Below are 23,753 nucleotides of genomic sequence, written 5' to 3'. Positions count from 1 at the left end.
GCGAGGCGCACGCCGCGCGCGGATAAAAAAAACGGCGATGCCCGCCAGGACATCGCCGTGTGTGCATGGCCCGCGCGCGGTGCGCACGGGCGGTGCGCGAGCGTCAGATCTTCAGCTTCGTGACCTTCGTGCCGTTGATCGACACGTCGCCCATCAGGCCCGCGTTCGTCAGCACGACGACCTGGACCGGCGCGGTGGCCGTGTTGGAATCGACCGCGCCGTTCGCGCCCATCTTCACGAGCGCGACCGACGCGCCGGCGCCGGCGGCCCAGCCGTCCGAGCCGCGGAATTCGTCGAGCGCTTCCTGCGTCATGAACAGGAACACGATCGCCTTCGACTGCGCACCGGCCTGCAGGCCGACCGACAGCGACGACGTGTTGTAGTAGCCGACCGTGCTGCCGCCGACGCGCAGTGCGCCGTTGCCGGACTGGCCGCCGACGATGAAGCCGGCCTGGATGACGTCCGGGAAGACGAGCACGCCGCGCGACTTCGCGACGAGCTCGCGCGAGCCCTTGACCGTGGAGTACATGCGCGACAGCGTGGCGTCGACGCTCGAGTCGATTGCCTGGCGCTTCGACGCGTTCGTTGCGGCGTTGTCCGGCTTGTCCGGGGTGGTGGTGCAACCGGTGAGCGCGAGGCTACCGACGATGAGCGCAGCGGCGGCTTTGAGCACAAGATTCCGTTTTTGCATCGTTCTTCTCCATCGGATGATGTTCGGAGTGAGTCTCGCTCAGGGAGCGGATCACGTCGGCAGTTATATCACAGCGGATTACAGCCTCTTTTCGTTGCGGCGTGAAAAAGCGTCAAATCGGCTGGAGATGTCGCGGCGCGCCAACGGACGAACCGGCACCCGCGCGCCGACGTCGGGTCGGCATGCGGGAAATACGATGGTCGATCGGACGGCGGCGCGTGCCGCGCGCATCAGTGCGTGACGGGCGGAACAGGCGGCTTGATCGGGGGGCGGCGCAGCGCGCGGCGGATCAGCGCGATCACGACGCCGCAGGCGAACAGGAACGCGGCCGGCACGACCCAGTAGCCGACGAACGCGTGCCACAGGTAGCCGGCGAGCGTGCTGCGTCGCACCACGTATTCGTCGCGGGCCGCCTGCTGGCGCGGCGCATTGGCGGCGAGCACGTCGGCCGGGCAGCCGGCCGCGCGCGCCTCGTCAGGATCCCCGTGGCACTTCGCGGCGGCGCCGGCGGCCTGCTGCGCATCGGTGAGCTGCCAGGTGGTCAGCGCGAGTTGCAGGTCCGCTTTGTTGTAGGCCATTTCCTCGCGGATCTCGCGCACGGCGACGATCGCGACGGGCACGGCCCAGAATACGATCACGATCAGCCAGCGGCGGAACCAGCGGTGTTGTCTCCATGCCATCCATGCCTCCGTTTGACGCGCGTGCGCGTCCGTCTCGAGGGCGGCCCGATGGCGCTTCTTGTACTTGGATGGGCCGCGTTGCAGCCATCATAGAAGAAAACGCGGCGAATTGCCGCACCATATGGCAGCGCCGGTCCGGCAGGCCGGAAAAGCGGGGCGGGAGGCGTTGCAACAGCGCGGCAGCGGCGCGGCAGCGGGGCGCGTCGATGCGCGTGCAACGAATACAAAAATGCCGCGCCCGCCGAAGCGGTGCGCGGCATTCGATACGGGAGCGCCGGAACTCAGGCGGCCGGCTGGCTGCTCAGGCAGCTCTTCATGAACGCCTTGCGGTCGTCGCCTTTCTTGCCGGTGGCCTGCGTGTTGCATGCCTTCATCTTTTCCTGCTGCGACATGGCCTTCGCGGGCTTCGCCGACAGGCAGTCCTTCATGAACGCCTTGCGTTCGTCGCCCGTCTTGCCGGCTGCCTGGGTGTTACAGGCCTTCATCTTGTCCTGCTGGCTGTTCGCCGCGAACGCGGGGGAAGCCAGCATGCCGCCGAGAAGCACTGCGGCTACGAGCGATTGGATTTTCATTTCGACACTCCCATGGGGTGAATTGCGTGTTATCGACGCCGTCACGAAGCACCGTGCAATGAGGATAGGGTCGCATCGCACAGCGCGCTCCGATTATGGCAAATCAATGTGAAAACACCAAAACGGCACTTTCTATAACGTTGCGGACACCGTGGCCGTTGACGGCACGTGTTGCCGGACGATCGGGACAAACCATGATGCGCGGCGGCCGCCCTCGGTCGCCGCGCCGGATCCCGGCCGCAAGCCTTTACAATCGCGGCCATGAATACTCCGAATTCCGCATCCCCTTCGTCCGCGGCGGCCTTGCCGCGCATCGCCGTGCTCGCCACCGGCGGCACGATCGCCGGCGCCGCGCCCGACGCGGCCAGCACGGCCGGCTACCAGGCCGGTGCGCTCGGCGTCAATTTCCTGGTCGACGCGGTGCCGGCGCTCGCGTCTGTCGCGCGCATCGACGCCGAGCAGATCGCCAGCATCGACAGCAAGGATCTCGCGCTGCCGCTGTGGAATACGCTCGCCGCGCGGATCGACGCGCTGGTGGCCGATCCGGCGGTCGACGGCATCGTGATCACCCACGGCACCGACACGCTCGAGGAAACCGCGTATGCGCTGCACCTGGTCGTCAACGGCGACAAGCCGGTCGTGCTGACGGCCGCGATGCGGCCGGCGACCGCGCTGTCGTCCGACGGCCCGCTGAACCTGCTGAACGCGGTGACGGTGGCCGCGCATCCGTCCGCGCGCGGGCAGGGCGTGCTGGTCGCATTCAACAACCGGATCCACGGCGCGCGCGACGTCGTGAAGACGAGCACCTATGCGGTCGATGCATTCCAGTCGCCGGAGCTCGGCGCGCTCGGCTGGGTGCAGGACGGCCGGGTCGAATTCGCCCGCCGCGTCACGCGTTCGCGCGACACGCAACTGGCGATCGCCGCCGCGTGGCCGCCCGTCGAAGTCGTTGCGAGCTACGCGGGCGTGACGCGCACGGCCGTCGATGCGCTCGTCGCGGCCGGCGTGCGCGGTCTCGTCGTCGCGGGCACGGGCAACGGCTCGATCCATGCGACGCTGCAGGCGGCGCTGGCCGATGCGGTGAACGCAGGCGTTGTGGTGGTTCGTGCGTCGCGCGTCGGGTCGGGGCACGTGATGCGCAACGGCGCCGCGAGCGACGATGCACTCGGCTTCGTGAGCGCAGGGTCGCTGAACCCGTTCAAGGCGCGCGTGCTGCTGATGCTCGCGCTCGCGAACGGTATTCACGGCCGCGACGCGCTGCAGCGCGTGTTCGATACGCTGTGACCGGCTGACCGATACGCGCGGCGCGGGCCGCGCGCGTCACCATGAAAAAAGGCAGGCCATCGGCCTGCCTTTTCAGCGTCCGTCAGTCCGGCAACGATGCTCAGGATTGCGGCGGAATCACGAGCTTCTGGCCCGGGTAGATCCGGTCCGGGCTCGACAGCATCGGCTTGTTCGCCTCGAAGATCACCGGGTACTTGTTCGCGTCGCCGTAGACTTCCTTGGCGATCGCCGACAGCGTGTCGCCCGGCTTCACGTCGTGGTACTGCACTTCCGGATCGTCCGGCTGCAGATCGTCGTCGTTGACACCCGCGACGCCTTGCACGTTACCGGCCGCGACCTTGACCTTGGCCTTCGTGTCGAGGTCGGCGACGCTGCCCGACAGCGTCACGGTGCGCGATGCGCCGTCGAACGCAACGGTCAGGTTCGACGTATCGAGACCTTGCGTGTTGATGTAGTTCTTGATGGCATCGGCCGCGGTCTGGTTTGCGGCATTCGGATCTTCCGCGGCTTGCGCATCGGCATGACCCAGCAGTTTTTCGCCCGCCTCTTTGATAAACGAAAGAAGACCCATCGTTGCACTCCTTAGGTGGTTGAAAAGAAAACGCGCCGTGAAGTGGCGAAAAAAACACCGCGCTGGGCGCGGTCACCGGAGGTGAACGCTAGCGCGGCGGTTTTCTCGAAAGGCGTGGCGAAAGTGTAGGCGTTCATGACGACGATTGCATGAAAAATCGCACGCTTGAACGTAAAGAAATGTAATACGCGAAATCCGACAGGCGGACACCCGACGACGACGTCTGACCGACCAAGGCTTCCCCGGCGTCGCCGGGTGCCGCTGCGGACCCCACCACGCCGCTCTCAGCCCAGAGCGGCGTTTTTCGCCCCGTCCCGCATGCCGTCGGCAGTGCAGGGCGGGGCGCCCCACCGTGATGCGCGCGCGTGTCGCGCACCGATGCGACCGGCCGTGCCGGTCACGTGTGTCTGTCGCGCGTCTCCGCCATCGCAGCGAAAACGCGCATCGTTGCAGCCGTGTTACGCGGCCGGCGTCTGGCCGATCTCGAAGTTCGACATGATCTCGAGCGCGCGCACGAGTGCCGAGTGATCCCAGGCCTTGCCGCCGTGCGACGCACACACGCTGAACAGTTGCTGCGCGCTGGCCGTGTGCGGCAGCGCGAGGCCGAGCTTGCGTGCGCCGTCGAGCGCGAGGTTCAGGTCCTTCTGGTGCAGCTCGATGCGGAAGCCCGGATCGAACGTGCGCTTCGTCATCCGCGCGCCGTGCACTTCGAGGATGCGCGAGGCGGCGAAGCCGCCCATCAGCGCCTGGCGCACACGCTCCGGATCGGCGCCCGAGCGTGCGGCGAACAGCAGCGCTTCGCCGACGGCTTCGATGTTCAGCGCGACGATGATCTGGTTCGCGACCTTGCAGGTCTGGCCCGCGCCGTTGTCGCCGACGAGCGTGATGTTCTTGCCCATCTTCTCGAACAGCGGCCTGGCGCGCTCGAACGCTGCCTCCGGGCCGCCGACCATGATCGTCAGCGTCGCTTCGCGTGCGCCCACTTCGCCGCCGGACACCGGCGCGTCGAGGTAGTCGCAGCCGAGTGCGTTGATCTGCTTCGCGAATGCCTGCGTGTCGAGCGGCGAGATCGAGCTCATGTCGATCACGAGCTTGCCGGCCGTCAGGCCCTTCGCGACGCCGTCGTCGGCGAACAGCACGTTACGCACGTCCGGCGTGTCCGGCACCATCGAGATGATGATGTCCGCGTTCCGTGCGACTTCGGTCGAGTTCGCGACGACCTTCGCGCTCGTGCGCAGGTCGTCCGGGATCGGGAACGCGCCGTTCACGACGAGCTGGTGGTCGCCCTTGAGCAGGTTGCGCGCCATGTGCGCGCCCATGATGCCGAGGCCGATGAAACCGATGGTTGCCATGTGAATGTCTCCTATAGGGCTGAAAACGGAAAGGGCGGATCTCAGGCGGCGCGACGCGCCGAGCCCGGTGCGCGGCCGGCGACGCTTTGCAGCCAGCCGAGGCCTTCCGTCGTGGTGGTGCGGGGCTTGTACTCGCAGCCGACGTAGCCGGCATAGCCGAGCCGGTCGAGCAGCGCGAACAGGAACGCGTAGTTGATCTCGCCCGTGCCCGGCTCGTTGCGGCCCGGGTTGTCCGCGAGCTGGACGTGGCCGATCGATGCGAGGTTGCGTTCGATCGTCGCGGCCAGTTCGCCTTCCATGCGCTGCATGTGATAGATGTCGTACTGCAGGAACAGGTTGTCCGAGCCGACCGCGCGGATCACGTCGAGCCCTTCCGACGAGCGGTTCAGCGCGAAGCCCGGGATGTCGAAGCTGTTGCACGGCTCGACGAGCAGGCGGATGCCTTCGCGCTTTAACGCATCGGCGGCAAAGCGCAGGTTGTCGACGATCGTGACGAACGTCTTGTCGCGCGCCGTGCTGGCCGACGGGATGCCGACGAGGCAGTTCAGCTGCGGCACCTTCAGCGCCTTCGCGTACTCGATCGCACGGCCGACCCCTTCCTGGAACTCGCCGACGCGATCGGGCAGGCACGCGATGCCGCGCTCGCCCTGGTCCCAGTTGCCGGCGGGCAGGTTGTGCAGCACGAGGCGCAGGCGGTGCGTCTCGAGCCGCTCGGCGAGCTCTTCTTTCGCGTACGGATACGGGAACAGGAACTCGACGGCGTCGAAGCCCGCGTCGGCGGCCGCCTTGAAGCGGTCGAGGAACGGCACTTCGTTGAACAGCATGGTCAGGTTTGCAGCAAACTTCGGCATGAGCTAAGCCTCTTCGGTCGGTCAGTCAAAAATGTCGTGCGGTTCAGTCGAGCATCGAGATCGCGGTCGGTGCGTGCTCGGCCTTTTCGGCGAGATCCTCGAATTCGTTGATCGCGTCGATTTCGGTGCCCATCGAGATGTTCGTCACGCGCTCGAGGATCACTTCGACGACCACCGGCACGCTGAACTCTTCCGCGAGCGTTTGCGCCTGGCGCAGCGCCGGCTCGATCTCTTCCGGCTTGAACACGCGCAGCGCCTTGCAGCCGAGACCTTCCGCGACGGCCACGTGGTCGACGCCATAACCGTTCAGTTCCGGCGCGTTCACGTTGTCGAACGCGAGCTGCACGCAGTAGTCCATGTCGAACGCACGCTGCGCCTGGCGGATCAGCCCGAGGTACGAGTTGTTCACGACGACGTGCACGTACGGCAGCTTGAATTGCGCGCCGGCTGCCAGTTCCTCGATCATGAACTGGAAGTCGTAGTCGCCGGACAGCGCGACGATCGGGCGGCTCGGGTCCGCTGCACGCACGCCGAGCGCGGCGGGAATCGTCCAGCCGAGCGGGCCGGCCTGGCCGCAGTTGATCCAGTTGCGCGCCTTGAACACGTGCAGGAACTGCGCGGCGGCGATCTGCGACAGGCCGATCGTGCTGACGTAGCACGTATCGCGGCCGAACACCTTGTTCATCTCTTCGTACACGCGCTGCGGCTTGACCGGCACGTTGTCGAAGTGCGTCTTGCGCTGCAGCGTGCGCTTGCGCGCCTGGCATTCCGAGACCCATGCGCTGCGGTCCTTCAGCTTGCCGGCGGCCTTCCATTCCCGTGCAACGGCGACGAACAGTTCCAGCGCGGCCTTCGCGTCCGACACGATGCCGAGATCCGGGCCGAACACGCGGCCGATCTGCGTCGGCTCGATGTCGACGTGCACGAACTTGCGGCCCTTCGTATAGACCTCGACGCTGCCCGTGTGGCGGTTCGCCCAGCGGTTGCCGATGCCGAGCACGAAGTCGGACGCGAGCATCGTGGCGTTGCCGTAGCGGTGCGACGTCTGCAGGCCGACCATGCCGGCCATCAGCGGGTGGTCGTCCGGAATCGCGCCCCACGACATCAGCGTCGGGATCACCGGCACGCCGATCGTTTCGGCGAACTGGACGAGCAGGTCTTCTGCCGCTGCGTTGAGCACGCCGCCGCCCGACACGATCAGCGGCTTGTCCGCGTCGTTGAGCATCGCGAGCGCCTTCTCGATCTGCGCGCGGGTGGCCGCGGGCTTGTAGACCGGCAGCGGCTCATACGTGTCGATGTCGAATTCGATTTCGGCGAGCTGCACGTCGATCGGCAGGTCGACCAGCACCGGGCCCGGACGGCCCGAGCGCATCAGGTGGAATGCCTGCTGGAACACGCGCGGCACGAGCGCCGGCTCGCGCACAGTGACGGCCCACTTCGTGACGGGCTTCGCGATCGATTCGATGTCGACGGCCTGGAAGTCTTCCTTGTACAGGCGGGCACGCGGTGCCTGGCCCGTGATCGCGAGGATCGGAATCGAGTCGGCCGAGGCGGAGTAGAGGCCCGTGATCATGTCGGTGCCGGCGGGGCCCGACGTGCCGATGCACACGCCGATGTTGCCCGGGGCCGCACGCGTGAAGCCTTCGGCCATGTGCGACGCGCCTTCGACGTGGCGTGCCAACACGTGGCTGATGCCACCCGACTTGCGCATGGCCGAGTAGAACGGGTTGATCGCTGCGCCCGGCACGCCGAACGCGGTCTGGATGCCTTCCTTCTCGAGCACGAGCACAGCTGCGTCGACGGCTCTCATCTTGGCCATGAATGTCTCCTTGAATGGGGTGGATCTTGCAAATGGGTCTGTTGGGGACACTTTAGGGATGCAGGAAAGGTTTGATAAGATCAGCCGAAGTCGCTTTTTTCGAAACTAAAAGTATGGAATGACGGCCGGGCGGGGCTTTCCGCCGGGCCGGAACAGAGACGGAGACGGGAGATGGATCGCTTCAAGCAGATCGAGACGTTCGTGCGGGTGGCCGATGCCGGCAGCCTCGCGGCGGCGGCGCTCGAGGAGGGCGTGTCGCCGGTGGTGCTCGGGCGGCGCATCGACGCGCTCGAAAAGCGTCTCGGCGTGAAGCTGATGTACCGCTCGACGCGGCGCCTGGTGGTCAGCGAGGAGGGCGCCGCGTTCCTCGAGCGCTGCCGCGGCCTCCTGTCCGAATGGGACCAGGCCGAGAACGAGCTGGCCGCCGGGCGGCGCGCGGTCAGCGGGCACCTGATCGTGTCCGCGCCGGCCGCATTCGGGCGCAAGCACGTCGCGCCGCACGCCCCCGGCTTTCTGGCGGACAAGCCCGAGATGCAGCTGTCGTTCAACCTGACCGACCGCGTCGTCGATCTCGTGCGCGAAGGCTACGACCTGTCGATCCGGATCGGCGGGGCCGTCGATCCGAACTTCGTCGCGGTGAAGCTCGCATCGAACCGGCGTGTCGTGTGCGGCACGCCCGAGTATTTCCGCCAGCACGGCCGGCCGAAGTCGCTCGACGACCTGCTCAAGCACAACTGCCTGGCGTTCAACCTGCAGGGCGGGCAGAACCGCGGCTGGTATTTCCAGCGCCACGGCAAGATCGCGACGATGCGCGTGGCGGGTAATCTCGACTGCAACGACGGCGAACTGCTGCACCGCTGGGTGGCCGAAGGTCTCGGGCTCGGCTGGCGCTCGACGTGGGAAATCGCCGCCCAGCTCGAGACGGGCGAGCTTGAGACCGTGCTCGACGAATATGCGTTGCCCGACTACGACATCCTCGCGGTCTACCCGCAGCAGCGCTACGTGCCGGCGCGCGTGCGCTACTTCATCGACTACCTGCGCGCCGCTTACGCGAGCCCGGGCTACTGGAGCACCACGCCATGACCGGCGCGGACGGCCCGGCCACGGGGCCGTCCGGCGATTTTTTACGCTTCGGGCGCGCGGCGCGGGAATAAACTCGACGCAACGACGGTAAGGTCATCGAGCGTGCACGTTGCCGGTCTGTCCGGGCGCCGTGCTCGGAACGGGCGCGGCTTGGGCCGCCGGGACCAGGGAGGCCATGTGGGGCAAGCCGGACAGGCGGTCGAAGACCGGTCGGCGGACGACGCGGTTGCGCGCGGCGAGCGGTTTCGCGCGCTCGTGCTGCCGCATCTCGACGCCGCGTACAACCTCGCGCGCTGGCTGAGCGGCAACGCCGGCGACGCGGACGACGTCGTCCAGGACGCGTGCATGCGCGCACTGCGCTTCGTCGATTCGTGTCGCGGCGACAACGCCCGGCCGTGGCTGCTGACGATCGTGCGCCACACCTGGTACACGGAATGGCGGCGCCGCACGCATGCGCATGAGGTTGCGCTGCCCGACACGCTCGACGACACCGACGTGCCCGACGACTGGCAACCGGCGACCGACGATCCGCTCGCGCACCTGTTGCGCGGCGAGAACGTGCGGCTCGTGAACGAAGCGCTCGCGAAGCTGCCGCCCGAATACCGCGAGGTGCTCGTGCTGCGCGAGATGGAGGACTTGAGCTACCGCGAGATTGCGGCGATCGCGGACGTGCCGGTCGGCACGGTGATGTCGCGGCTCGCACGGGGCCGGCGCAAGCTCGCCGCGCTGCTGGGCGGCCCGCCGGCATCGGCGGCCGAAGGCAGGCCGGGCCGTACGCCGGCTGGCGGAACCGCATCGGAGGCTATCGATGGACTGTAACGAAGCGCGAGCGTTGCTGGACGCGGACGTCGACCGCGAGCTGTCGGCGCCCGATGCGTTGCGGGTCCAGCAGCATGTCGAAGGGTGCGAAGCGTGCCGCCATGAACGCGCGCGGATCGTCACGCTAGTGCAGGCCGTGCGCCAGGCCGAGTATCACCGTGCGCCGGATGCGTTGCGGGCCGGCATTCTCGCGAACCTGCCGGCAGTGGCCGATGCGCCCGTGCGCGAGCAGGCGCGGGCGGAGCCGCGGCCCGAACCGCGGTCAAGGCCGCAGCCGCGTCCGCGTGGCCGCCGCTGGTTTTCGTGGCTGACGGATCAAGGCGGGGCGGCACGCCCGGCGTCGGCCGGCATGGGGCCGCGCGTTGCCGCGCTGCCCGGCCTCGGCTGGGGTGTCGCGCTGCTGGTGGCGCTTGCCGCGGCGGGCGGGATGGCGTTGTCCGCCCGCCACGCCGACACCGACCGCACGGTCGACGAACTCGTGTCGAGCCACGTGCGTGCCGACCTGTCGGCGCGCGACATCGACGTGATCTCGACCGACCGGCACACGGTCAAGCCGTGGTTCAACGGCCGGATCGACTATGCGCCGCCGGTCGAGGATCTCGCGGCGAACGGCTTCGCGCTGGTCGGCGGCCGGCTCGACTACGTCGGGCGGCGCCGCGTCGCGGTGCTCGTCTACCGTTACCGGCAGCACGTGATTGACGTCTACGTGCGGCCGGCCGGCGAAGGGCCGGGGGCGCCGTACACGACCGTGTCGCAAGGCTACGCGCTCGACCGCTGGGATGCGGCCGGAATGACCTGGTGGGCCGTGACCGACGCCGAACCGTCGGCGCTCGCGGCGTTCAGGACCGCGCTCGATGCGCGACTCGGCGTCACACGCACCGAGTGACGGCGCCGCGGCGGGCTGCGGCCCGCCGCGCGCTTCTGTTCCGACCCTGATCGGGAAATGCGCCGAAGCGCAGCCGTCCTGCCCGGGTTCGCCCCTTCAAGTCTTTGAAAACATGGCCGAATCCGCGTGCGAATCGTCGATTGGTCTTGCATGCGCCCTGTATCCGGGTTAGAATCTTCGGCTTCTCACTTGCCACACCGGTTCAGACGCCCGGGTGGCTTTAATCCACAAGGAGTGTGTAATGCGTCATTACGAAATCGTATTCATCGTGCACCCCGATCAGAGCGAGCAAGTGCCCGCGATGATCGAGCGTTACAAGACCACGATCACGTCGCACGGCGGTCAGATCCACCGTGTCGAGGACTGGGGCCGTCGCCAACTGGCCTACATGATCGAGAAACTCGCGAAGGCTCACTACGTCTGCATGAACATCGAGTGCGACCAGACGACGCTCGACGAACTCGAACACGCGTTCAAGTTCAACGACGCCGTGCTGCGTCACCTCATCGTCAAGATGAAGAAGGCCGAAACCGGCCCGTCGCCGATGATGAAGGAAGTTCAGCGCGAAGAAGCCAAGAAGGCGGCTGCAGCTCAGCCGACCGAAGCGCAGGCTTAAGTTCGTCATTCATTAAGCCATCAAGGAGCGCGTCACTCACGTGAACAGGTTGCAATTGAAGGCAAGCGTCGTCGAACGCGCGCCGGTGCGATATACGCCGGCAGGTGTTCCGATCGCAAGCGCCACATTGCATCACCGCACGGAAGTCGTCGAAGCAGGCATTCCCCGTCAGGTCGAAATGACGATCGAGGCGGTGGCGGCCGGTGAGGCGAGCGGCAGGCTGGAGAGTCGTGAAATGGGCGTCGAAACGCTGTTCACGGGCTTCCTGGCAAAGAAAAGCCGCAACGCGAGAACCTTGGTGTTTCACATCACAGCATTGCAGGACATTGGAAAGGACTGAAATCATGCCCCGCCCGACTGGTAAGAAATTCGACAAGCGTCGTCAGCAACAAAACCCGCTCTTCAAGCGCAAGAAGTTCTGCCGTTTCACGGCTGCAGGCGTCGAGCAGATCGACTACAAGGACACGGAAACGCTGAAGGACTTCATCGGCGAAAACGGCAAGATCACGCCGGCTCGTCTGACGGGTACGAAGGCGCACTATCAGCGTCAGCTGGATACGGCCATCAAGCGTGCGCGTTTCCTCGCGCTGCTGCCGTACACCGATCAGCACAAGGCGTAATCAGGCGACGCAATAAGGAGAATTCGAATGCAAATCATTCTGTTGGAAAAAGTCGCCAATCTGGGTAACCTCGGCGACATCGTCAAGGTCAAGGACGGTTACGCTCGCAACTTCCTGATCCCGAACCGCAAGGCTCGCCGTGCAACGAAGGAAGCGATCGCCGAATTCGAAGTTCGCCGCGCTGAACTCGAAAAGATCGCCGCTGAAAAGCTGGCAGCATCGCAGGCAGTCGGCGAGAAGCTGAACGGCCAGTCGTTCGAAATCACGCAGAAGTCGGGCGTTGACGGCCGTCTGTTCGGCTCGGTCACGAACGGCGACGTCGCGGAACTGCTGAAGAAGGCAGGTTTCGAAGTCGAGAAGCTGCAAGTTCGCATGCCGGAAGGCCCGCTGAAGATGATCGGCGAGCACAACGTCCAGGTCGCGCTGCATACGGACGTCGTCGTCGACGTCACGATCAACGTGATCGGCGACCACGCGTAAGCGTACGCAAGCTTGCCGGGCGGCTTCCGCCGTCCGGACAAGGGCAGGCGCCCGGGCAACCGGGGCCTGCCTTTTTTATTGCCGCATCGCCGGGGCTCTCTCTGGCGTCGTCGTAGGTTATTCGCGATAATCCCAACCCATGAACGCGCCGCAAGATCCTCAAATTGAATCGCTGAAAGTCCCGCCGCACTCGGTCGAAGCCGAACAATCCGTGCTCGGCGGCCTGTTGCTCGACAACGCGGCCTGGGACCGGATTGCCGACTTCCTGTCGCAGGGCGATTTCTACCGCTACGACCACCGGATCATCTACGAGCACATCGGCCGCCTGATCGCGTCGACGCGCCCGGCCGACGTCGTGACCGTGTACGAAGCGCTGACCACGTCCGGCAAGGCCGACGACGTCGGCGGGCTTGCCTACCTGAACGCGCTCGCACAGAACACGCCGAGCGCGGCGAACATCCGCCGCTATGCGGAAATCGTGCGCGACCGCGCGGTGCTGCGCCGGCTCGTGTCGGTCGCCGACGAAATCTCGGCCGATGCGTTCAACCCGCAGGGCAAGGAAGTCCGCCAGCTGCTCGACGAGGCCGAATCGAAGGTGTTCTCGATCGCCGAAGAGGGCGCGCGCGGCAACCAGGGCTTCCTCGAGATCGGTCCGCTGCTCACGCAGGTCGTCGAGCGCATCGATACGCTGTACCACACGGCGAACCCGAGCGACGTCACGGGCACGCCGACGGGCTTCGTCGACCTCGACCGGATGACGTCCGGGATGCACGGCGGCGAACTGATCATCGTCGCAGGGCGTCCGTCGATGGGTAAGACCGCGTTCTCGATGAACATCGGCGAATACGTCGCGGTCGAGTACGGACTGCCGGTCGCGGTGTTCTCGATGGAAATGCCGGGCACCCAGCTCGTGATGCGGATGCTCGGCTCGATCGGCCGGCTCGACCAGCACCGGATGCGCACGGGCCGCCTGACGGACGAGGATTGGCCGAAACTGACGCACGCGGTGCAGAAGATGAGCGAGGCGCAACTCTTCATCGACGAAACGGGCGGCCTGAACCCGATGGAGTTACGCTCGCGCGCGCGGCGTCTGGCGCGGCAATGCGGCAAGCTCGGCCTGATCATCGTCGACTACCTGCAGCTGATGTCGGGTTCGTCGCAGGGCGAGAACCGCGCGACCGAAATCTCGGAAATCTCGCGATCGCTGAAGAGCCTCGCGAAGGAACTCGACGTGCCGGTGATCGCGCTGTCGCAGCTGAACCGCGGCCTCGAACAGCGCCCGAACAAGCGTCCGGTGATGTCGGATTTGCGCGAATCAGGCGCAATCGAACAGGACGCGGACGTGATCCTGTTCATCTACCGTGACGAAGTCTACAACCCGGACAGCCCCGACAAGGGCACGGCCGAAATCATCATCGGCAAGCAGCGTAACGGTCCGATCGGCCCCGTTCGGCTCACGTTCCTGGGGCAATACACGAAGTTCGACAACTTTGCAGGGGCGCAGACGTTCTACGGCGAGTAACGCCGGTTGTAAAGCCCTAAATCGCCAAACGTTGTATCCAATCCCGGCGCGCGCATGTGCGCGCGTCGCGGCGCGACCGAAAACGGTACAATGTCGCCCGTTTTCGTGACAGTAGTTTGACAATCTCTCAGGAATCCCATGTTCGGTCGATTCATGCCCACCGAGGGCAAGTTCTTTGAACTCTTCAACGCGCACGCGAAGCACATCGTTTCCGGTGGCCGCGAGCTCGAACTGCTGATCGACAATCTCGCCGACGCCGAGATTCACAAGCAAAACGTGCAAACCGCCGAGAAGGCCGCCGACAAGCTCACGCACGAGGCGATCGATCTGCTGCACAAGACTTTCATCACGCCGCTCGATCGCGACGAGATCCACAAGCTGATCACGACGATGGACGACATCCTCGACCTGATGGAAGACGTCGCGACCGCCGTGTCGCTGTACGACGTACGTTCCGTCACGTCCGAAGCGAGCCAGCTCGCGCACATCGTCACGCAGTCGGCCCAGCACGTGCAGCAGGCGGTCGGGCTGCTGTCCGACATGAAGCAGTCGGCGCAGATCCTCAAGCAGTGCGAGGAGATCGACCGCTGGGAGTCGGAGGCCGATCGCGTGCTGCGCGCGGCCATGTCGAAGCTGTTCCGCGAGGAAGACGACGTGAAGACGCTCATCAAGCTGAAGGCGATCTACGAGCTGCTCGAAGAGATCACCGACAAGTGCGAGGACGTCGCGAACATCATCGAAGGCATCGTGCTGGAAAACGCCTGAGCGGACCACGATGCATTCGATACAACTCGCCCTATGGATGGTCGCGGCGCTCGTGCTCGTCGCGCTCGTATTCGACTTCATGAACGGCTTTCACGACGCGGCGAACTCGATCGCCACCGTCGTGTCGACCGGGGTGCTGAAGCCCCAGCAGGCCGTCGTGTTCGCCGCCGCGTTCAACGTGATCGCGTACTTCATCTTCCACCTGAAAGTCGCGCAGACCGTCGGTAAAGGCACGATCGACCCCGAGATCGTCGACCATTACGTCATATTCGGCGCGCTGGTCGGCGCGATCGGCTGGAACGTGATCACGTGGTACTACGGGATTCCGTCGAGCTCGTCGCACGCGCTGATCGGCGGCCTCGTCGGCGCGGCGCTCGCGAAGTCGGGCTGGAGCTCGCTGAACATCGACGGGCTGCTGAAGACCATCGCGTTCATCTTCATCTCGCCGCTGCTCGGCTTCATCCTCGGCTCGCTGTTCATGCTCGGCGTGTCGTGGCTGTATTTCCGCACCGCGCCCAGCAAGGTGGACCGGCGGTTCCGCCGGCTGCAGCTGCTGTCGGCCGGGCTGTACAGCCTCGGCCACGGCGGCAACGACGCGCAGAAGACGATCGGTATCATCTGGATGCTGCTGATCGCGTCGGGCTATGCGTCGGCGACCGCCGATGCGCCGCCGGCGTGGGTGATCGGCGCGTGCTACCTGTCGATGGGCCTCGGCACGCTGTTCGGCGGCTGGCGCATCGTGCGCACGATGGGCCAGAAGATCACGAAGCTCAAACCGGTCGGTGGCTTCTGTGCGGAAACCGGTGGCGCGATGACGCTGTTCCTCGCATCCTTCCTCGGCATTCCGGTGTCGACCACGCACACCATCACCGGCGCGATCGTCGGTGTCGGCGCGACGCAGAAGCTGTCGGCCGTGCGCTGGGGGGTGGCCGGCAACATCGTGTGGGCCTGGGTGCTGACGCTGCCCGCGGCCGCGCTGTTCGCGGCCGGCGGATGGTGGCTTGGTCACCAGATCTTCTGATTGCCGACGTAGCCGGATCGACATCCGATGCGCCGCAAGCCGAAAGGCTGCGGCGCATTTTCTTTTGGAGCGGGGGAGTTTGCGACGGAACGGGCGGGGCGGCGGCAGATACCGCCAACGTTATCGACTGTCGAGGTTCGGGCAACCGGTCAGTAGCTTCCGTTCGCAAACCGCGCGATCGGATCGTCTGCCGTACTGGTGCGCGGGCTGACGGGCGCGGATTGCGTCGACGCGCGCAATACCTGCACAGGTGCGGGCTCGAGACTGCGCGGAGACGCCGGCGCGGCGGCAGGCGGCGGTTCGGCATCGAACGCGGCGGCCTGGGCGGCCGTGAGCGCCGTCGTCGGAATCTGCGTGCCGGACTCAACCGGGGCGGCAGGCGCTGCATTGGCCGTCATCGCGGTCATGCCGTCATTCACTGACGTTGCCTGTTGCTGCGCGGCCTGCATACGCGGGGGCGGCGGTTCGTACGGATCGGCGGCCGGGGCCGCGGGTGCGGCTGCGGCGGTCGTTACGACCGGCGCGGCAGCGATGACCGGCGCGGGCGCAGGCGCCTGCGCCGGTTTCGCTTGCGACGAGGCATAGGCAGGCGGCCGCGGCGCAGCGGCAGTCACGACCACCGGGGCCGGTGCGCTGCGCGGCTCGTCGCGCTTCGCCTCGTAGGTCGGCGCATCGAACGGCGTTGGCGCCCCGCGCGGCGGCGCGACGCGGCGAATGCCGTCGAAACGCTTGGCCCAGTACGGGTTCGTCAGGTAGTCGAGCCGCACGGTGCCGCCCGTCGACGGTGCGTTGACGAAGCGCAGCTTGCCGACGTAGATGCCGACGTGCGAATGCGGCCGTCCGGTCGTATTGAAGAAGATCAGGTCGCCCGGCGCGATCTGGTCGGGGTCGATCGATACGCCGCGGCTGCTCATGTCGGCGGTCGTGCGCGGCAGGCTCACGTCGGCCGCCCGGCCGATCACGTAGCGCACGAGCCCGCTGCAGTCGAAGCCGCTCGTCGGCGTGTTGCCGCCCCAGCGATACGGGACGCCGACGAGGCTCATCGCCTGGATCGAGATTTCTTCCTGGCCGACGCTGTGATCGACGAATTTCGGGAAATTGGCGGGGGCGGGGAACGCGCGCGGCGTCGTGATCCTCATGCCCGAATCGGAGCGTGATGCCGACTGCGGCGGCACGCTGGAGCAGGCCGCAAGCAGGGAAACGACGGCGACGGGGACCCAAATTCGAAGCATGGCGAGGCGGGCGAGCGCGGCGCGCTCGCGAATCGTATGACAACAGACAGACCCGATGGTAGACGCTCCGGCGGGGCTTAAGCAACCATTCCTGAGAATTTACTTGAAGTTTCGCGCGTAAACTGCGTTGTTGCGTGACGATGCGTTACTTGCGTTTTCGACCCCAAATAAAAACGGCGCTCCGTTTCCGGAGCGCCGCGAGGCGTCGACCGCCGGCCAATCGGCCGGCTGGCCGCGTTACAGGATGTCCGACGCGTAGTCGGCGAGCCGCGAGCGTTCGCCGCGCGCGAGCGTCACGTGGCCGCTGTGGCCCCAGCCCTTGAAGCGGTCGACGACGTACGTGAGGCCCGAGCTGCCTTCGGTCAGGTAAGGCGTGTCGATCTGCGCGATGTTGCCGAGGCACACGATCTTCGTGCCCGGGCCTGCGCGCGTGACGAGCGTCTTCATCTGCTTCGGCGTCAGGTTCTGCGCCTCGTCGATGATCAGGTACTTGTCGACGAACGTACGGCCGCGCATGAAGTTCATGCTCTTCACCTTCAGGCGCGAACGGATCAGTTCCTGCGTCGCGGCACGGCCCCATTCGCCGGCAGCGTCGTCGGTCTTCTGCAGCACTTCGAGGTTGTCGTCGAATGCGCCCATCCACGGCTGCATCTTCTCTTCCTCGGTGCCCGGCAGGAAACCGATGTCCTCGCCGACGGGCACGGTCGCGCGCGTCACGATGATCTCGTTGTAGCGCTTGTCGTCGAGCACCTGCGCGAGGCCGGCCGCGAGCGCGACGAGCGTCTTGCCGGTGCCGGCCTGGCCGAGCAGCGTGACGAAGTCGATCTCGGGGTTCATCAGCAGGTTCAGCGCGAAATTCTGCTCGCGGTTGCGCGCGGTGATGCCCCACACGTTGTTCTTGTGGTGGCTGTAGTCGCGCAGCGTCTGCAGCAGCGCCGTCTTGCCGTTCAGTTCGCGGACGATCGCATGGAACGTCGGCTCGCCGTTCTGCGGCTCGAGATAGACGAACTCGTTGACGAGCATCGACGCGACGAGCGGGCCGGTCACGCGGTAGTACGTGGTGCCCGTCTTCGTGTCCTGCCAGCTCTCCATGCCCTTCGCATGCTTGGTCCAGAAGTCCTGCGGCAGTTCGCGCACGCCGTTGTACAGGAGGTCTTTATCCTCGAGCACCTGGTCGTTGAAGTAGTCTTCCGCGGGCAGGCTGAGCGCGTGCGCCTTGATCCGCATGTTGATGTCTTTCGACACCAGCACGACCTGGCGATCGGGCCGGTCGCGCTGCAGCGCGCGCACGACGCCGAGGATCTGGTTGTCGGCCTTGCCTTCGGGCAAGCCTTCGACGGGCGCGATGTCCGCAAGCTTCGTCTGGAAGTACAGGCGGCCGAGCGCCTCGCGGCTACCGAGGCGCGACAGCGGGATGCCGGCCGTGATCGGGCCGGCATCGGCGACGAGCGCGTCGAGCGTGCGGCTGACCTGGCGTGCGTTGCGCGCGACTTCGGACATCCCCTTCTTGTGGTTGTCGAGTTCCTCGAGCGTCATCATCGGCAGATAGACGTCGTGTTCCTCGAAGCGGAAGAGGCTGCTCGGGTCGTGCATCAGCACGTTGGTGTCGAGCACGAACAGTTTCTGCAGTTCGGCTTCGGCGGGCTTGCGGCTGCGCGACTTCGTCGCGGCGCCGGTATCGCGCGCGGGTGCGGCGGCCGGTTTGTCGGCAGCCGGTTTGTCGTTGCGTGCGACGACGGGTGCCGCGGGTTCGGCGGGCACCGGCATCGGCTGCAGCAGGGCAGCCGTCTGTCTGGTCTTGCGGCCGCGTGCGGGTGCGCTCGCGGCATCTTGCACCGAAGACGCGACGGCGCGCAAAGGCGCGGCCGTGTTCGCGGCTTCGGTCATCGGTTGGGCCACGCTCGCCGGACCAAAGTCACCGGCTGTGGATGCGTCCCCTTCGGCGGATTTCTTCGCGGCTTTCGCGGGCCGCGCTTTCGCCTTGTATTCGTCGGGCGGCAGCAGGCTGCCGAGCTTGCTGGGGGGAGTAGGCAAAGGCATGGTGTCCCTCGGGAGGAATCGTGTCGCATGGGGTGCGCCGCTGATCGCATCCTGCGTGACGTAGACGCATGCAGTTTGCGCGCGGTGGCGCACAGGAAGTTCGTCTAGCCGGTTCGCCTAAGTGTCGATCAGCTCCTTGACGGGGTGAGGGCCGGACCGAGGGCCGGCGCGCAATCCATAAAAAAAGCCGCTGCCCCGTCGACAGGAGCATGCGGCTTGGCTGATACCGTCGTAATGCGCGTCAGGTGCCGGCAAGCATCGCAACGAGCACCGGCGCAGCTACGAGAAATATGGGGCGAACTGGCATTCATTGCGGCCCAATATAACGCGCCTCAAAGCGCTTGTACAGCACTTAGCACGTCGTCCACATGACCCGGTACCTTGATGCCGCGCCATGCCTGGCGAAGCACGCCGTCGGCGTCGATCAGGAACGTGGAGCGCTCGATTCCGCGCACTTCCTTGCCATACATTTTCTTCATCTTGATGACATCGAACAGCGCGCACAGCGCTTCGTCGGCATCGGAAATCAGCGGGAACGGCAGTTCGAGCTTTGCCTTGAAATTGTCATGCGAGCGCAGGCTGTCGCGCGACACGCCGATGACTTCCGCACCGGCTTTCTTGAACTTCGGATAGAGATCGCGGAACTGCAGCCCTTCGGTCGTGCAGCCCGGCGTGTTGTCCTTCGGATAGAAGTACAGCACGAGTTTCTTGCCCTTCAGGTCGGACAGCGAAATGTCGCCGCCCGTGGCCGGTGCGGTGAAATCGGGAACTTGACGGTCAACTTCGACGGACACGTGTTTCTCCTGTTGTTATGGAAAGGCGCCGCTGCGGCGGCGCGGTACGGCGGGCCGTCGCGGCAGCGCGCCGCAAGGGCGGAGCGGCGACGCCGGCTCGTGCGAACTCAGTCGGGCTGGACGATCAGTTCGCCGGAGCGGCCGGGGATTTCGCCCCACGTGACAGGGTACGATGGCAGCGAGTCGCGGTCCAGCGTCGCGTGGTAGTCGCCCATCGTCGCGAACGTGTGGCCTTGCGCGCGCCAGCCAGCGAGCAGTTGCTCGAACACGGGCGCAAGCTTCTGGCCTTCCAGTTCCGCATGCAGCGTGAACACCTGGTCGTGCGGATTGGTTTCGGTGAACTTGAGGATGTGCGCGGCGACGTTGTGCGTGTCGACGCCGTCGATGCCGAGCACTTCGTCGAGCGTCGGCAACGTGGTGGGCATCTGCACGTGCGACAGCGTGCGGCCGTTGACGACGGGCAGGTACGGCGAATGGCCGCGGCCGTCGGATGCGTAGCGCATCCCCCATGCGTCGATCTGCTCGAACGCGGAATCGTTCATCTGCCAGCCAGCCGCGCCGTGCGTGACGGGCGGCGCGCCGAAGACCTCGATGAAGCGCGCGTGACTCTTCTGCATTTCACGCGCGGTCCAGTCACGATCGCGCACGCGGACGTTGTCCTGCCAGTACACGTGATCCCACGTGTGGATGCCGCATTCGAAGCCGGCCTCGTGGATCGCGCGCATGTCGGCGATCGCGCGGCGGCCGATGTCGGGACCCGGCAGCAGCACGCCATACATCAGCTGCTTCACGCCGTAGTGTTCGACCACCGACGTGCGCGACACCTTCTTCAGGAAGCCGGGGCGGAACACGCGCCGCAGCGCCCAGCCCGTGTGATCGGGCCCGAGGCTGAAGAGGAAGGTCGCGCGCGCACTGAAGCGGTCGAAGATGCGCGCGAGGTTCGGCACGCCTTCGCGCGTGCCGCGCAGCGTGTCGACGTCGATCTTGAGGACGATGCGAGCCAAGCGAACGTCCCGGTCAGCCTTGCTGTTCGACGAGCGCGCGCGCGTCGGCGACGTGGCCGCGATACGCTTCGAAGATGTTGCGCAGCGCGTCGTCGAACGTCGCCTGCGGCGCCCAGCCGAGTTCCTGCATCGTGTTGTCGATCTTCGGCACGCGGTTCTGCACGTCCTGGTAGCCGTTGCCGTAGTAGGCGCCGGACGTCGTTTCGACGAGCTTCACCTGCTTGGCCGAATCGGCGTACTCGGGGAATTCCGCCGCCAGTTCGAGCATCTTGTGCGCGAGTTCGCGAACCGAGAAGTTGTTCTTCGGATTCCCGATGTTGTAGATCTTGCCCGACGCGACGCCGTCCATGTTCTCGATGATCTTCATCAGCGCGCTGATGCCGTCGCCGATGTCGGTGAACGCGCGCTTCTGCGAGCCGCCGTCGACGAGGCTGATGTTCTCGCCGCGCACGATGTGGCCGAGGAACTGCGTGACCACGCGCGAGCTGCCTTCCTTCGGCGTGTAGATCGAGTCGAGGCCCGGGCCGATCCAGTTGAACGGACGGAACAGCGTGAAGTTCAGGCCTTCCATCCCGTAGCCCCAGATCACGCGGTCCATCAGCTGCTTCGAGCACGCGTAGATCCAGCGCGGCTTGTTGATCGGGCCGTAGGTGAGGGCCGATGCATCCGGGTCGAACTGCTCGTCCGAGCACATGCCGTAGACCTCGGAGGTCGACGGGAACACGAGGTGCTTGCCGTACTTGACGGCCGAACGCACGATCGGCAGGTTCGCCTCGAAGTCGAGTTCGAACACGCGCAGCGGTTGCTGGACGTAGGTGGCGGGCGTCGCGATCGCGACGAGCGGCAGGATCACGTCGCACTTCTTCACGTGATACTCGACCCACTCCTTGTTGATCGTGATGTCGCCTTCGAAGAAATGCATCCGCTCGTGGTTGACGAGGTCGCCCAGCCGATCGGTCTGCATGTCCATGCCGAACACTTCCCAATCGGTGGTTTCAAGAATGCGCTTCGACAGGTGATGGCCGATGAAGCCGTTCACACCCAGGATCAGGACTTTTTTTGCTTTCATGAATGACGGGAAGAATGAATGAACTGCGCGAATTCCGCGGGCGTCACGACGGTTTCGCTGCCGTCGCGCTGCTGCCACAGCTCGAGAATGGATAGGGCGCGGCTGTCGCCGCAGACGCCGAATAGCGCATTATCGCTTACGTGCAGGCCGGGCGGCAAATCTGCCGCGGCGGCCGCCGCCGCGCTGCCGGGCGCCGCAAGGCGCGCGCGTGCGATCACGAAACGCGAGCCGTCGACGTCCGTGAACGCGCCCGGATACGGGGGCGCGACCGCGCGCACCAGGTTGTAGACCTGCGCGGCCGGCTTCGACCAGTCGACGCGGCCGTCCTCGGGCTTGCGCCCGCCGTAGTAGCTGCCGGTCGAGAGATCGTTCGGCAGGTGCGGCGCCTCGCCCGCGAGCAGCGCGGGCAGCACGCGCCAGAGCGTCTGCTCGGCCGCTACCGTGACCTTGTCGAACACCTGCGTGGCCGTGTCGTCCGGCAGGATCGGCACCGCGGTCTGGCCGATGATCGCGCCGGCGTCGGGTTTCGCCGCCATCTCGTGGAGCGTCGCGCCGGTTTCGGTTTCGCCGTTCAGCACCGCCCAGTTGGTCGGTACCCGACCCCGGTATTTCGGCAGCAGCGACCCGTGCATGTTGTACGCGCCCTTCGGCGCGATCGCGAGCAGGTCCACCGGCAGCATGTGGCGGTAGTAGAACGAGAAGATGAAGTCCGGCTGCGCGTCGGATACCGCGCGGCGCAGCGCCGGATCGGCGGGATCGGCCGGCGTGAGCACCGGAATGCCGTGCTCGGCCGCGACGGATGCGACGCTGCCGAACCAGATGTTCTCGTTCGGGTTGTCCTCGTGCGTGACGACGAGCGCGACGTCGACGCCGCGCGCGAGCAGCACCTGCAGGCAGCGCACGCCGACGTTGTGATACGCGAAGACGACTGCGCGCGGCTTCATTGCGCGGTACCCGTGCGGTTTGCGCCGGCCGGCACTGGCGGCACGCCGTCGTGCTGCTCGAGCACGGCCTGGATCAGGTAGCGCGGCCGTGCACGCACCTGCTGGTAGATGCGGCCGACGTATTCGCCGAGCAGGCCGAGCGCGAAGATGATCACGCCGAGCAGGAAGAACGTGATGGCAAACAGCGTGAACACGCCTTGCACTTCCGCGCCGACGATGAAGCGTCGCACGAGCAGCAGCACGAACAGCGCGGCGGAGCCGAGCGACAGGATCACGCCGATGAACGACAGCCATTGCAGCGGCACGACCGAGAAGCCCGTCACGAGGTCGAAGTTCAGCCGGATCAGGCTGTACAGCGAGTACTTCGACTCGCCGGCGAAGCGCTCCTCGTGCGCAACCTCGATTTCGGTCGGTTTCTGCGCGAACGTGTACGCGAGTGCGGGGATGAACGTGTTGACTTCGCCGCACACGTTGATCGTGTCGATGATGCGGCGGCTGTATGCGCGCAGCATGCAGCCCTGGTCGGTCATCTTGATGCGCGTGATGCGCTCGCGCAGGCGGTTCATCATCTGCGACGCCTTGCGCCGCCACAGGCTGTCCTGGCGCTGCTTGCGGATCGAGCCGACGTAGTCGTAGCCCTCGCGCATCTTCGCGATCAGCTTGCCGATTTCCTCGGGCGGGTTCTGCAGGTCGGCGTCGAGCGTGATGACGATCTCGCCGCGCGATTGCGCGAAGCCGGCGAGGATCGCCATGTGCTGGCCGTAGTTGCCGTTGAGCAGCACGATGCGCGTCGTGTCGGGACGTACGTGGAACTGATCGGCGAGCATCGCGGCCGAGCGGTCGCGGCTGCCGTCGTTGATCAGGATCACTTCGTATGACGTGTCGAGTGCGTCGAGCGCCGGATACAGCCGCGCGAACAGCGCAGCGAGGCCGTCTTCCTCGTTGTACACGGGGATGATGACCGATACTTCGGGCCGGCCGGCGTCCAGGTGCCCGGCGGCCGGGTGCCCGGCGCGTGCTTCAAGGTGACTCATGTAC

General features: G+C 66.0%; 26 protein-coding genes and 1 pseudogene. 12 read left to right on the top strand and 15 right to left on the bottom strand.

The annotated features are described in order from the left end of the window. Positions 1 to 103: 103 nt before the first annotated feature. From F3J15_RS05570 to F3J15_RS05560, 3 genes are all read right to left on the bottom strand, one after another. Positions 104 to 691: a YSC84-related protein gene (locus tag F3J15_RS05570; RefSeq protein ID WP_069248150.1), complete on the bottom strand. Its 588-nt coding sequence runs from the start codon at positions 689 to 691 to the stop codon at positions 104 to 106. Between the two features lie 230 nt (positions 692 to 921). Then, the gene (locus F3J15_RS05565) at positions 922 to 1,371 is read right to left on the bottom strand and encodes a hypothetical protein (protein WP_069248149.1); all 450 of its coding nucleotides are present in this window, start codon (positions 1,369 to 1,371) and stop codon (positions 922 to 924) included. A gap of 281 nt (positions 1,372 to 1,652) precedes the next feature. Beyond that, entirely contained in the window at positions 1,653 to 1,943 is a 291-nt protein-coding gene (locus tag F3J15_RS05560; RefSeq protein ID WP_043188161.1) for a PsiF family protein, read from the bottom strand. Positions 1,944 to 2,204: 261 nt separating this feature from the next. Between F3J15_RS05560 and F3J15_RS05555 the strand changes: the two genes are divergently transcribed. Next, positions 2,205 to 3,227 (top strand): asparaginase, encoded by a 1,023-nt coding sequence (locus F3J15_RS05555; protein WP_089484099.1) that lies wholly within the window; start codon positions 2,205 to 2,207, stop codon positions 3,225 to 3,227. A gap of 100 nt (positions 3,228 to 3,327) precedes the next feature. On the opposite strand, the gene lysM is transcribed toward F3J15_RS05555, so the two are convergent. From lysM to gcl, 5 genes are all read right to left on the bottom strand, one after another. Next, complete coding sequence (gene lysM, locus F3J15_RS05550; RefSeq protein ID WP_039367010.1) at positions 3,328 to 3,798, bottom strand: peptidoglycan-binding protein LysM; 471 nt, start codon at positions 3,796 to 3,798, stop codon at positions 3,328 to 3,330. Between the two features lie 11 nt (positions 3,799 to 3,809). Continuing rightward, positions 3,810 to 3,935 (bottom strand): hypothetical protein, encoded by a 126-nt coding sequence (locus tag F3J15_RS38080; protein ID WP_256093589.1) that lies wholly within the window; start codon positions 3,933 to 3,935, stop codon positions 3,810 to 3,812. 321 nt (positions 3,936 to 4,256) lie between these two features. After that, positions 4,257 to 5,156: a 2-hydroxy-3-oxopropionate reductase gene (locus tag F3J15_RS05545; protein ID WP_256990339.1), complete on the bottom strand. Its 900-nt coding sequence runs from the start codon at positions 5,154 to 5,156 to the stop codon at positions 4,257 to 4,259. A gap of 35 nt (positions 5,157 to 5,191) precedes the next feature. After that, complete coding sequence (gene hyi, locus F3J15_RS05540; RefSeq protein WP_166888600.1) at positions 5,192 to 6,001, bottom strand: hydroxypyruvate isomerase; 810 nt, start codon at positions 5,999 to 6,001, stop codon at positions 5,192 to 5,194. Between the two features lie 43 nt (positions 6,002 to 6,044). Continuing rightward, positions 6,045 to 7,820, bottom strand: coding sequence for a glyoxylate carboligase (gcl, locus tag F3J15_RS05535; protein WP_089445794.1), 1,776 nt, complete (start codon positions 7,818 to 7,820; stop codon positions 6,045 to 6,047). A gap of 171 nt (positions 7,821 to 7,991) precedes the next feature. Here gcl and F3J15_RS05530 point away from each other — a divergent pair, with 171 nt between their 5' ends. The 10 genes from F3J15_RS05530 (at position 7,992) to F3J15_RS05485 (ending at position 15,632) form a co-directional block, all read left to right on the top strand. Next, positions 7,992 to 8,903, top strand: coding sequence for a LysR family transcriptional regulator (locus F3J15_RS05530; RefSeq protein ID WP_089425595.1), 912 nt, complete (start codon positions 7,992 to 7,994; stop codon positions 8,901 to 8,903). A 177-nt stretch (positions 8,904 to 9,080) separates the two neighbouring features. Further along, positions 9,081 to 9,722 (top strand): RNA polymerase sigma factor, encoded by a 642-nt coding sequence (locus F3J15_RS05525; protein WP_069248144.1) that lies wholly within the window; start codon positions 9,081 to 9,083, stop codon positions 9,720 to 9,722. Beyond that, complete coding sequence (locus F3J15_RS05520) at positions 9,712 to 10,608, top strand: zf-HC2 domain-containing protein (RefSeq protein ID WP_166888597.1); 897 nt, start codon at positions 9,712 to 9,714, stop codon at positions 10,606 to 10,608. Before F3J15_RS05525 ends, F3J15_RS05520 begins: the two co-directional genes overlap by 11 nt. 241 nt (positions 10,609 to 10,849) lie before the next feature. After that, a complete protein-coding gene (gene rpsF, locus F3J15_RS05515) occupies positions 10,850 to 11,224 on the top strand; it encodes a 30S ribosomal protein S6 (protein ID WP_006402295.1) in 375 nt (124 codons plus the stop codon). A gap of 40 nt (positions 11,225 to 11,264) precedes the next feature. After that, positions 11,265 to 11,564 carry a primosomal replication protein N gene (gene priB, locus F3J15_RS05510; protein WP_014896852.1) on the top strand — a complete coding sequence of 100 codons (300 nt, stop codon included), beginning with the start codon at positions 11,265 to 11,267 and terminating at the stop codon, positions 11,562 to 11,564. Between the two features lie 4 nt (positions 11,565 to 11,568). Next, on the top strand, positions 11,569 to 11,844 hold the full coding sequence (gene rpsR, locus F3J15_RS05505; protein ID WP_006486248.1) for a 30S ribosomal protein S18: 276 nt from the start codon (positions 11,569 to 11,571) through the stop codon (positions 11,842 to 11,844). A 27-nt stretch (positions 11,845 to 11,871) separates the two neighbouring features. After that, complete coding sequence (rplI, locus tag F3J15_RS05500) at positions 11,872 to 12,324, top strand: 50S ribosomal protein L9 (RefSeq protein ID WP_021156519.1); 453 nt, start codon at positions 11,872 to 11,874, stop codon at positions 12,322 to 12,324. Between the two features lie 139 nt (positions 12,325 to 12,463). Then, positions 12,464 to 13,846 (top strand): replicative DNA helicase, encoded by a 1,383-nt coding sequence (locus F3J15_RS05495; protein ID WP_006486249.1) that lies wholly within the window; start codon positions 12,464 to 12,466, stop codon positions 13,844 to 13,846. Positions 13,847 to 13,984: 138 nt separating this feature from the next. Continuing rightward, positions 13,985 to 14,611, top strand: a complete 627-nt coding sequence (locus F3J15_RS05490) for a DUF47 domain-containing protein (RefSeq protein WP_034188683.1) — start codon at positions 13,985 to 13,987, stop codon at positions 14,609 to 14,611. A gap of 10 nt (positions 14,612 to 14,621) precedes the next feature. Further along, the gene (locus tag F3J15_RS05485) at positions 14,622 to 15,632 is read left to right on the top strand and encodes an inorganic phosphate transporter (RefSeq protein ID WP_046543500.1); all 1,011 of its coding nucleotides are present in this window, start codon (positions 14,622 to 14,624) and stop codon (positions 15,630 to 15,632) included. Positions 15,633 to 15,781: 149 nt separating this feature from the next. Here F3J15_RS05485 and F3J15_RS05480 read toward each other — a convergent pair whose 3' ends face one another. After that, entirely contained in the window at positions 15,782 to 16,864 is a 1,083-nt protein-coding gene (locus tag F3J15_RS05480) for a C40 family peptidase (RefSeq protein WP_166888595.1), read from the bottom strand. 237 nt (positions 16,865 to 17,101) lie between these two features. Continuing rightward, positions 17,102 to 18,904 (bottom strand): PhoH family protein, encoded by a 1,803-nt coding sequence (locus F3J15_RS05475; protein ID WP_089445790.1) that lies wholly within the window; start codon positions 18,902 to 18,904, stop codon positions 17,102 to 17,104. On the opposite strand from F3J15_RS05475, the pseudogene F3J15_RS38195 reads away from it, so the two are divergent. Beyond that, positions 18,800 to 19,044 (top strand): annotated as a pseudogene (locus F3J15_RS38195) (hypothetical protein); the annotation flags it as partial. The gene F3J15_RS05475 and the pseudogene F3J15_RS38195 sit on opposite strands and share 105 nt — an antisense overlap. A gap of 192 nt (positions 19,045 to 19,236) precedes the next feature. On the opposite strand, the gene F3J15_RS05470 reads toward F3J15_RS38195, so the two are convergent. From F3J15_RS05470 to F3J15_RS05450, 5 genes are all read right to left on the bottom strand, one after another. Beyond that, positions 19,237 to 19,698 carry a peroxiredoxin gene (locus tag F3J15_RS05470; protein ID WP_006756046.1) on the bottom strand — a complete coding sequence of 154 codons (462 nt, stop codon included), beginning with the start codon at positions 19,696 to 19,698 and terminating at the stop codon, positions 19,237 to 19,239. 107 nt (positions 19,699 to 19,805) lie between these two features. Beyond that, a complete protein-coding gene (locus F3J15_RS05465; RefSeq protein ID WP_089445789.1) occupies positions 19,806 to 20,702 on the bottom strand; it encodes a polysaccharide deacetylase family protein in 897 nt (298 codons plus the stop codon). 13 nt (positions 20,703 to 20,715) lie between these two features. Beyond that, positions 20,716 to 21,771 carry a bifunctional UDP-4-keto-pentose/UDP-xylose synthase gene (locus tag F3J15_RS05460; RefSeq protein WP_166888592.1) on the bottom strand — a complete coding sequence of 352 codons (1,056 nt, stop codon included), beginning with the start codon at positions 21,769 to 21,771 and terminating at the stop codon, positions 20,716 to 20,718. Then, the gene (locus tag F3J15_RS05455; RefSeq protein WP_166888589.1) at positions 21,768 to 22,715 is read right to left on the bottom strand and encodes a formyltransferase; all 948 of its coding nucleotides are present in this window, start codon (positions 22,713 to 22,715) and stop codon (positions 21,768 to 21,770) included. The genes F3J15_RS05460 and F3J15_RS05455 overlap by 4 nt, the downstream gene beginning before the upstream one ends. After that, positions 22,712 to 23,749, bottom strand: coding sequence for a glycosyltransferase (locus F3J15_RS05450; RefSeq protein WP_089425587.1), 1,038 nt, complete (start codon positions 23,747 to 23,749; stop codon positions 22,712 to 22,714). The genes F3J15_RS05455 and F3J15_RS05450 overlap by 4 nt, the downstream gene beginning before the upstream one ends. Positions 23,750 to 23,753 lie beyond the last annotated feature (4 nt).

The organism is Burkholderia sp. Ap-955 (genome assembly GCF_011753045.1).
Lineage (GTDB): Bacteria > Pseudomonadota > Gammaproteobacteria > Burkholderiales > Burkholderiaceae > Burkholderia > Burkholderia lata_D.
The sequence above is the reverse complement of the archived record's forward strand: the minus strand, read 5'-3'. Positions and strand labels throughout refer to the sequence as shown.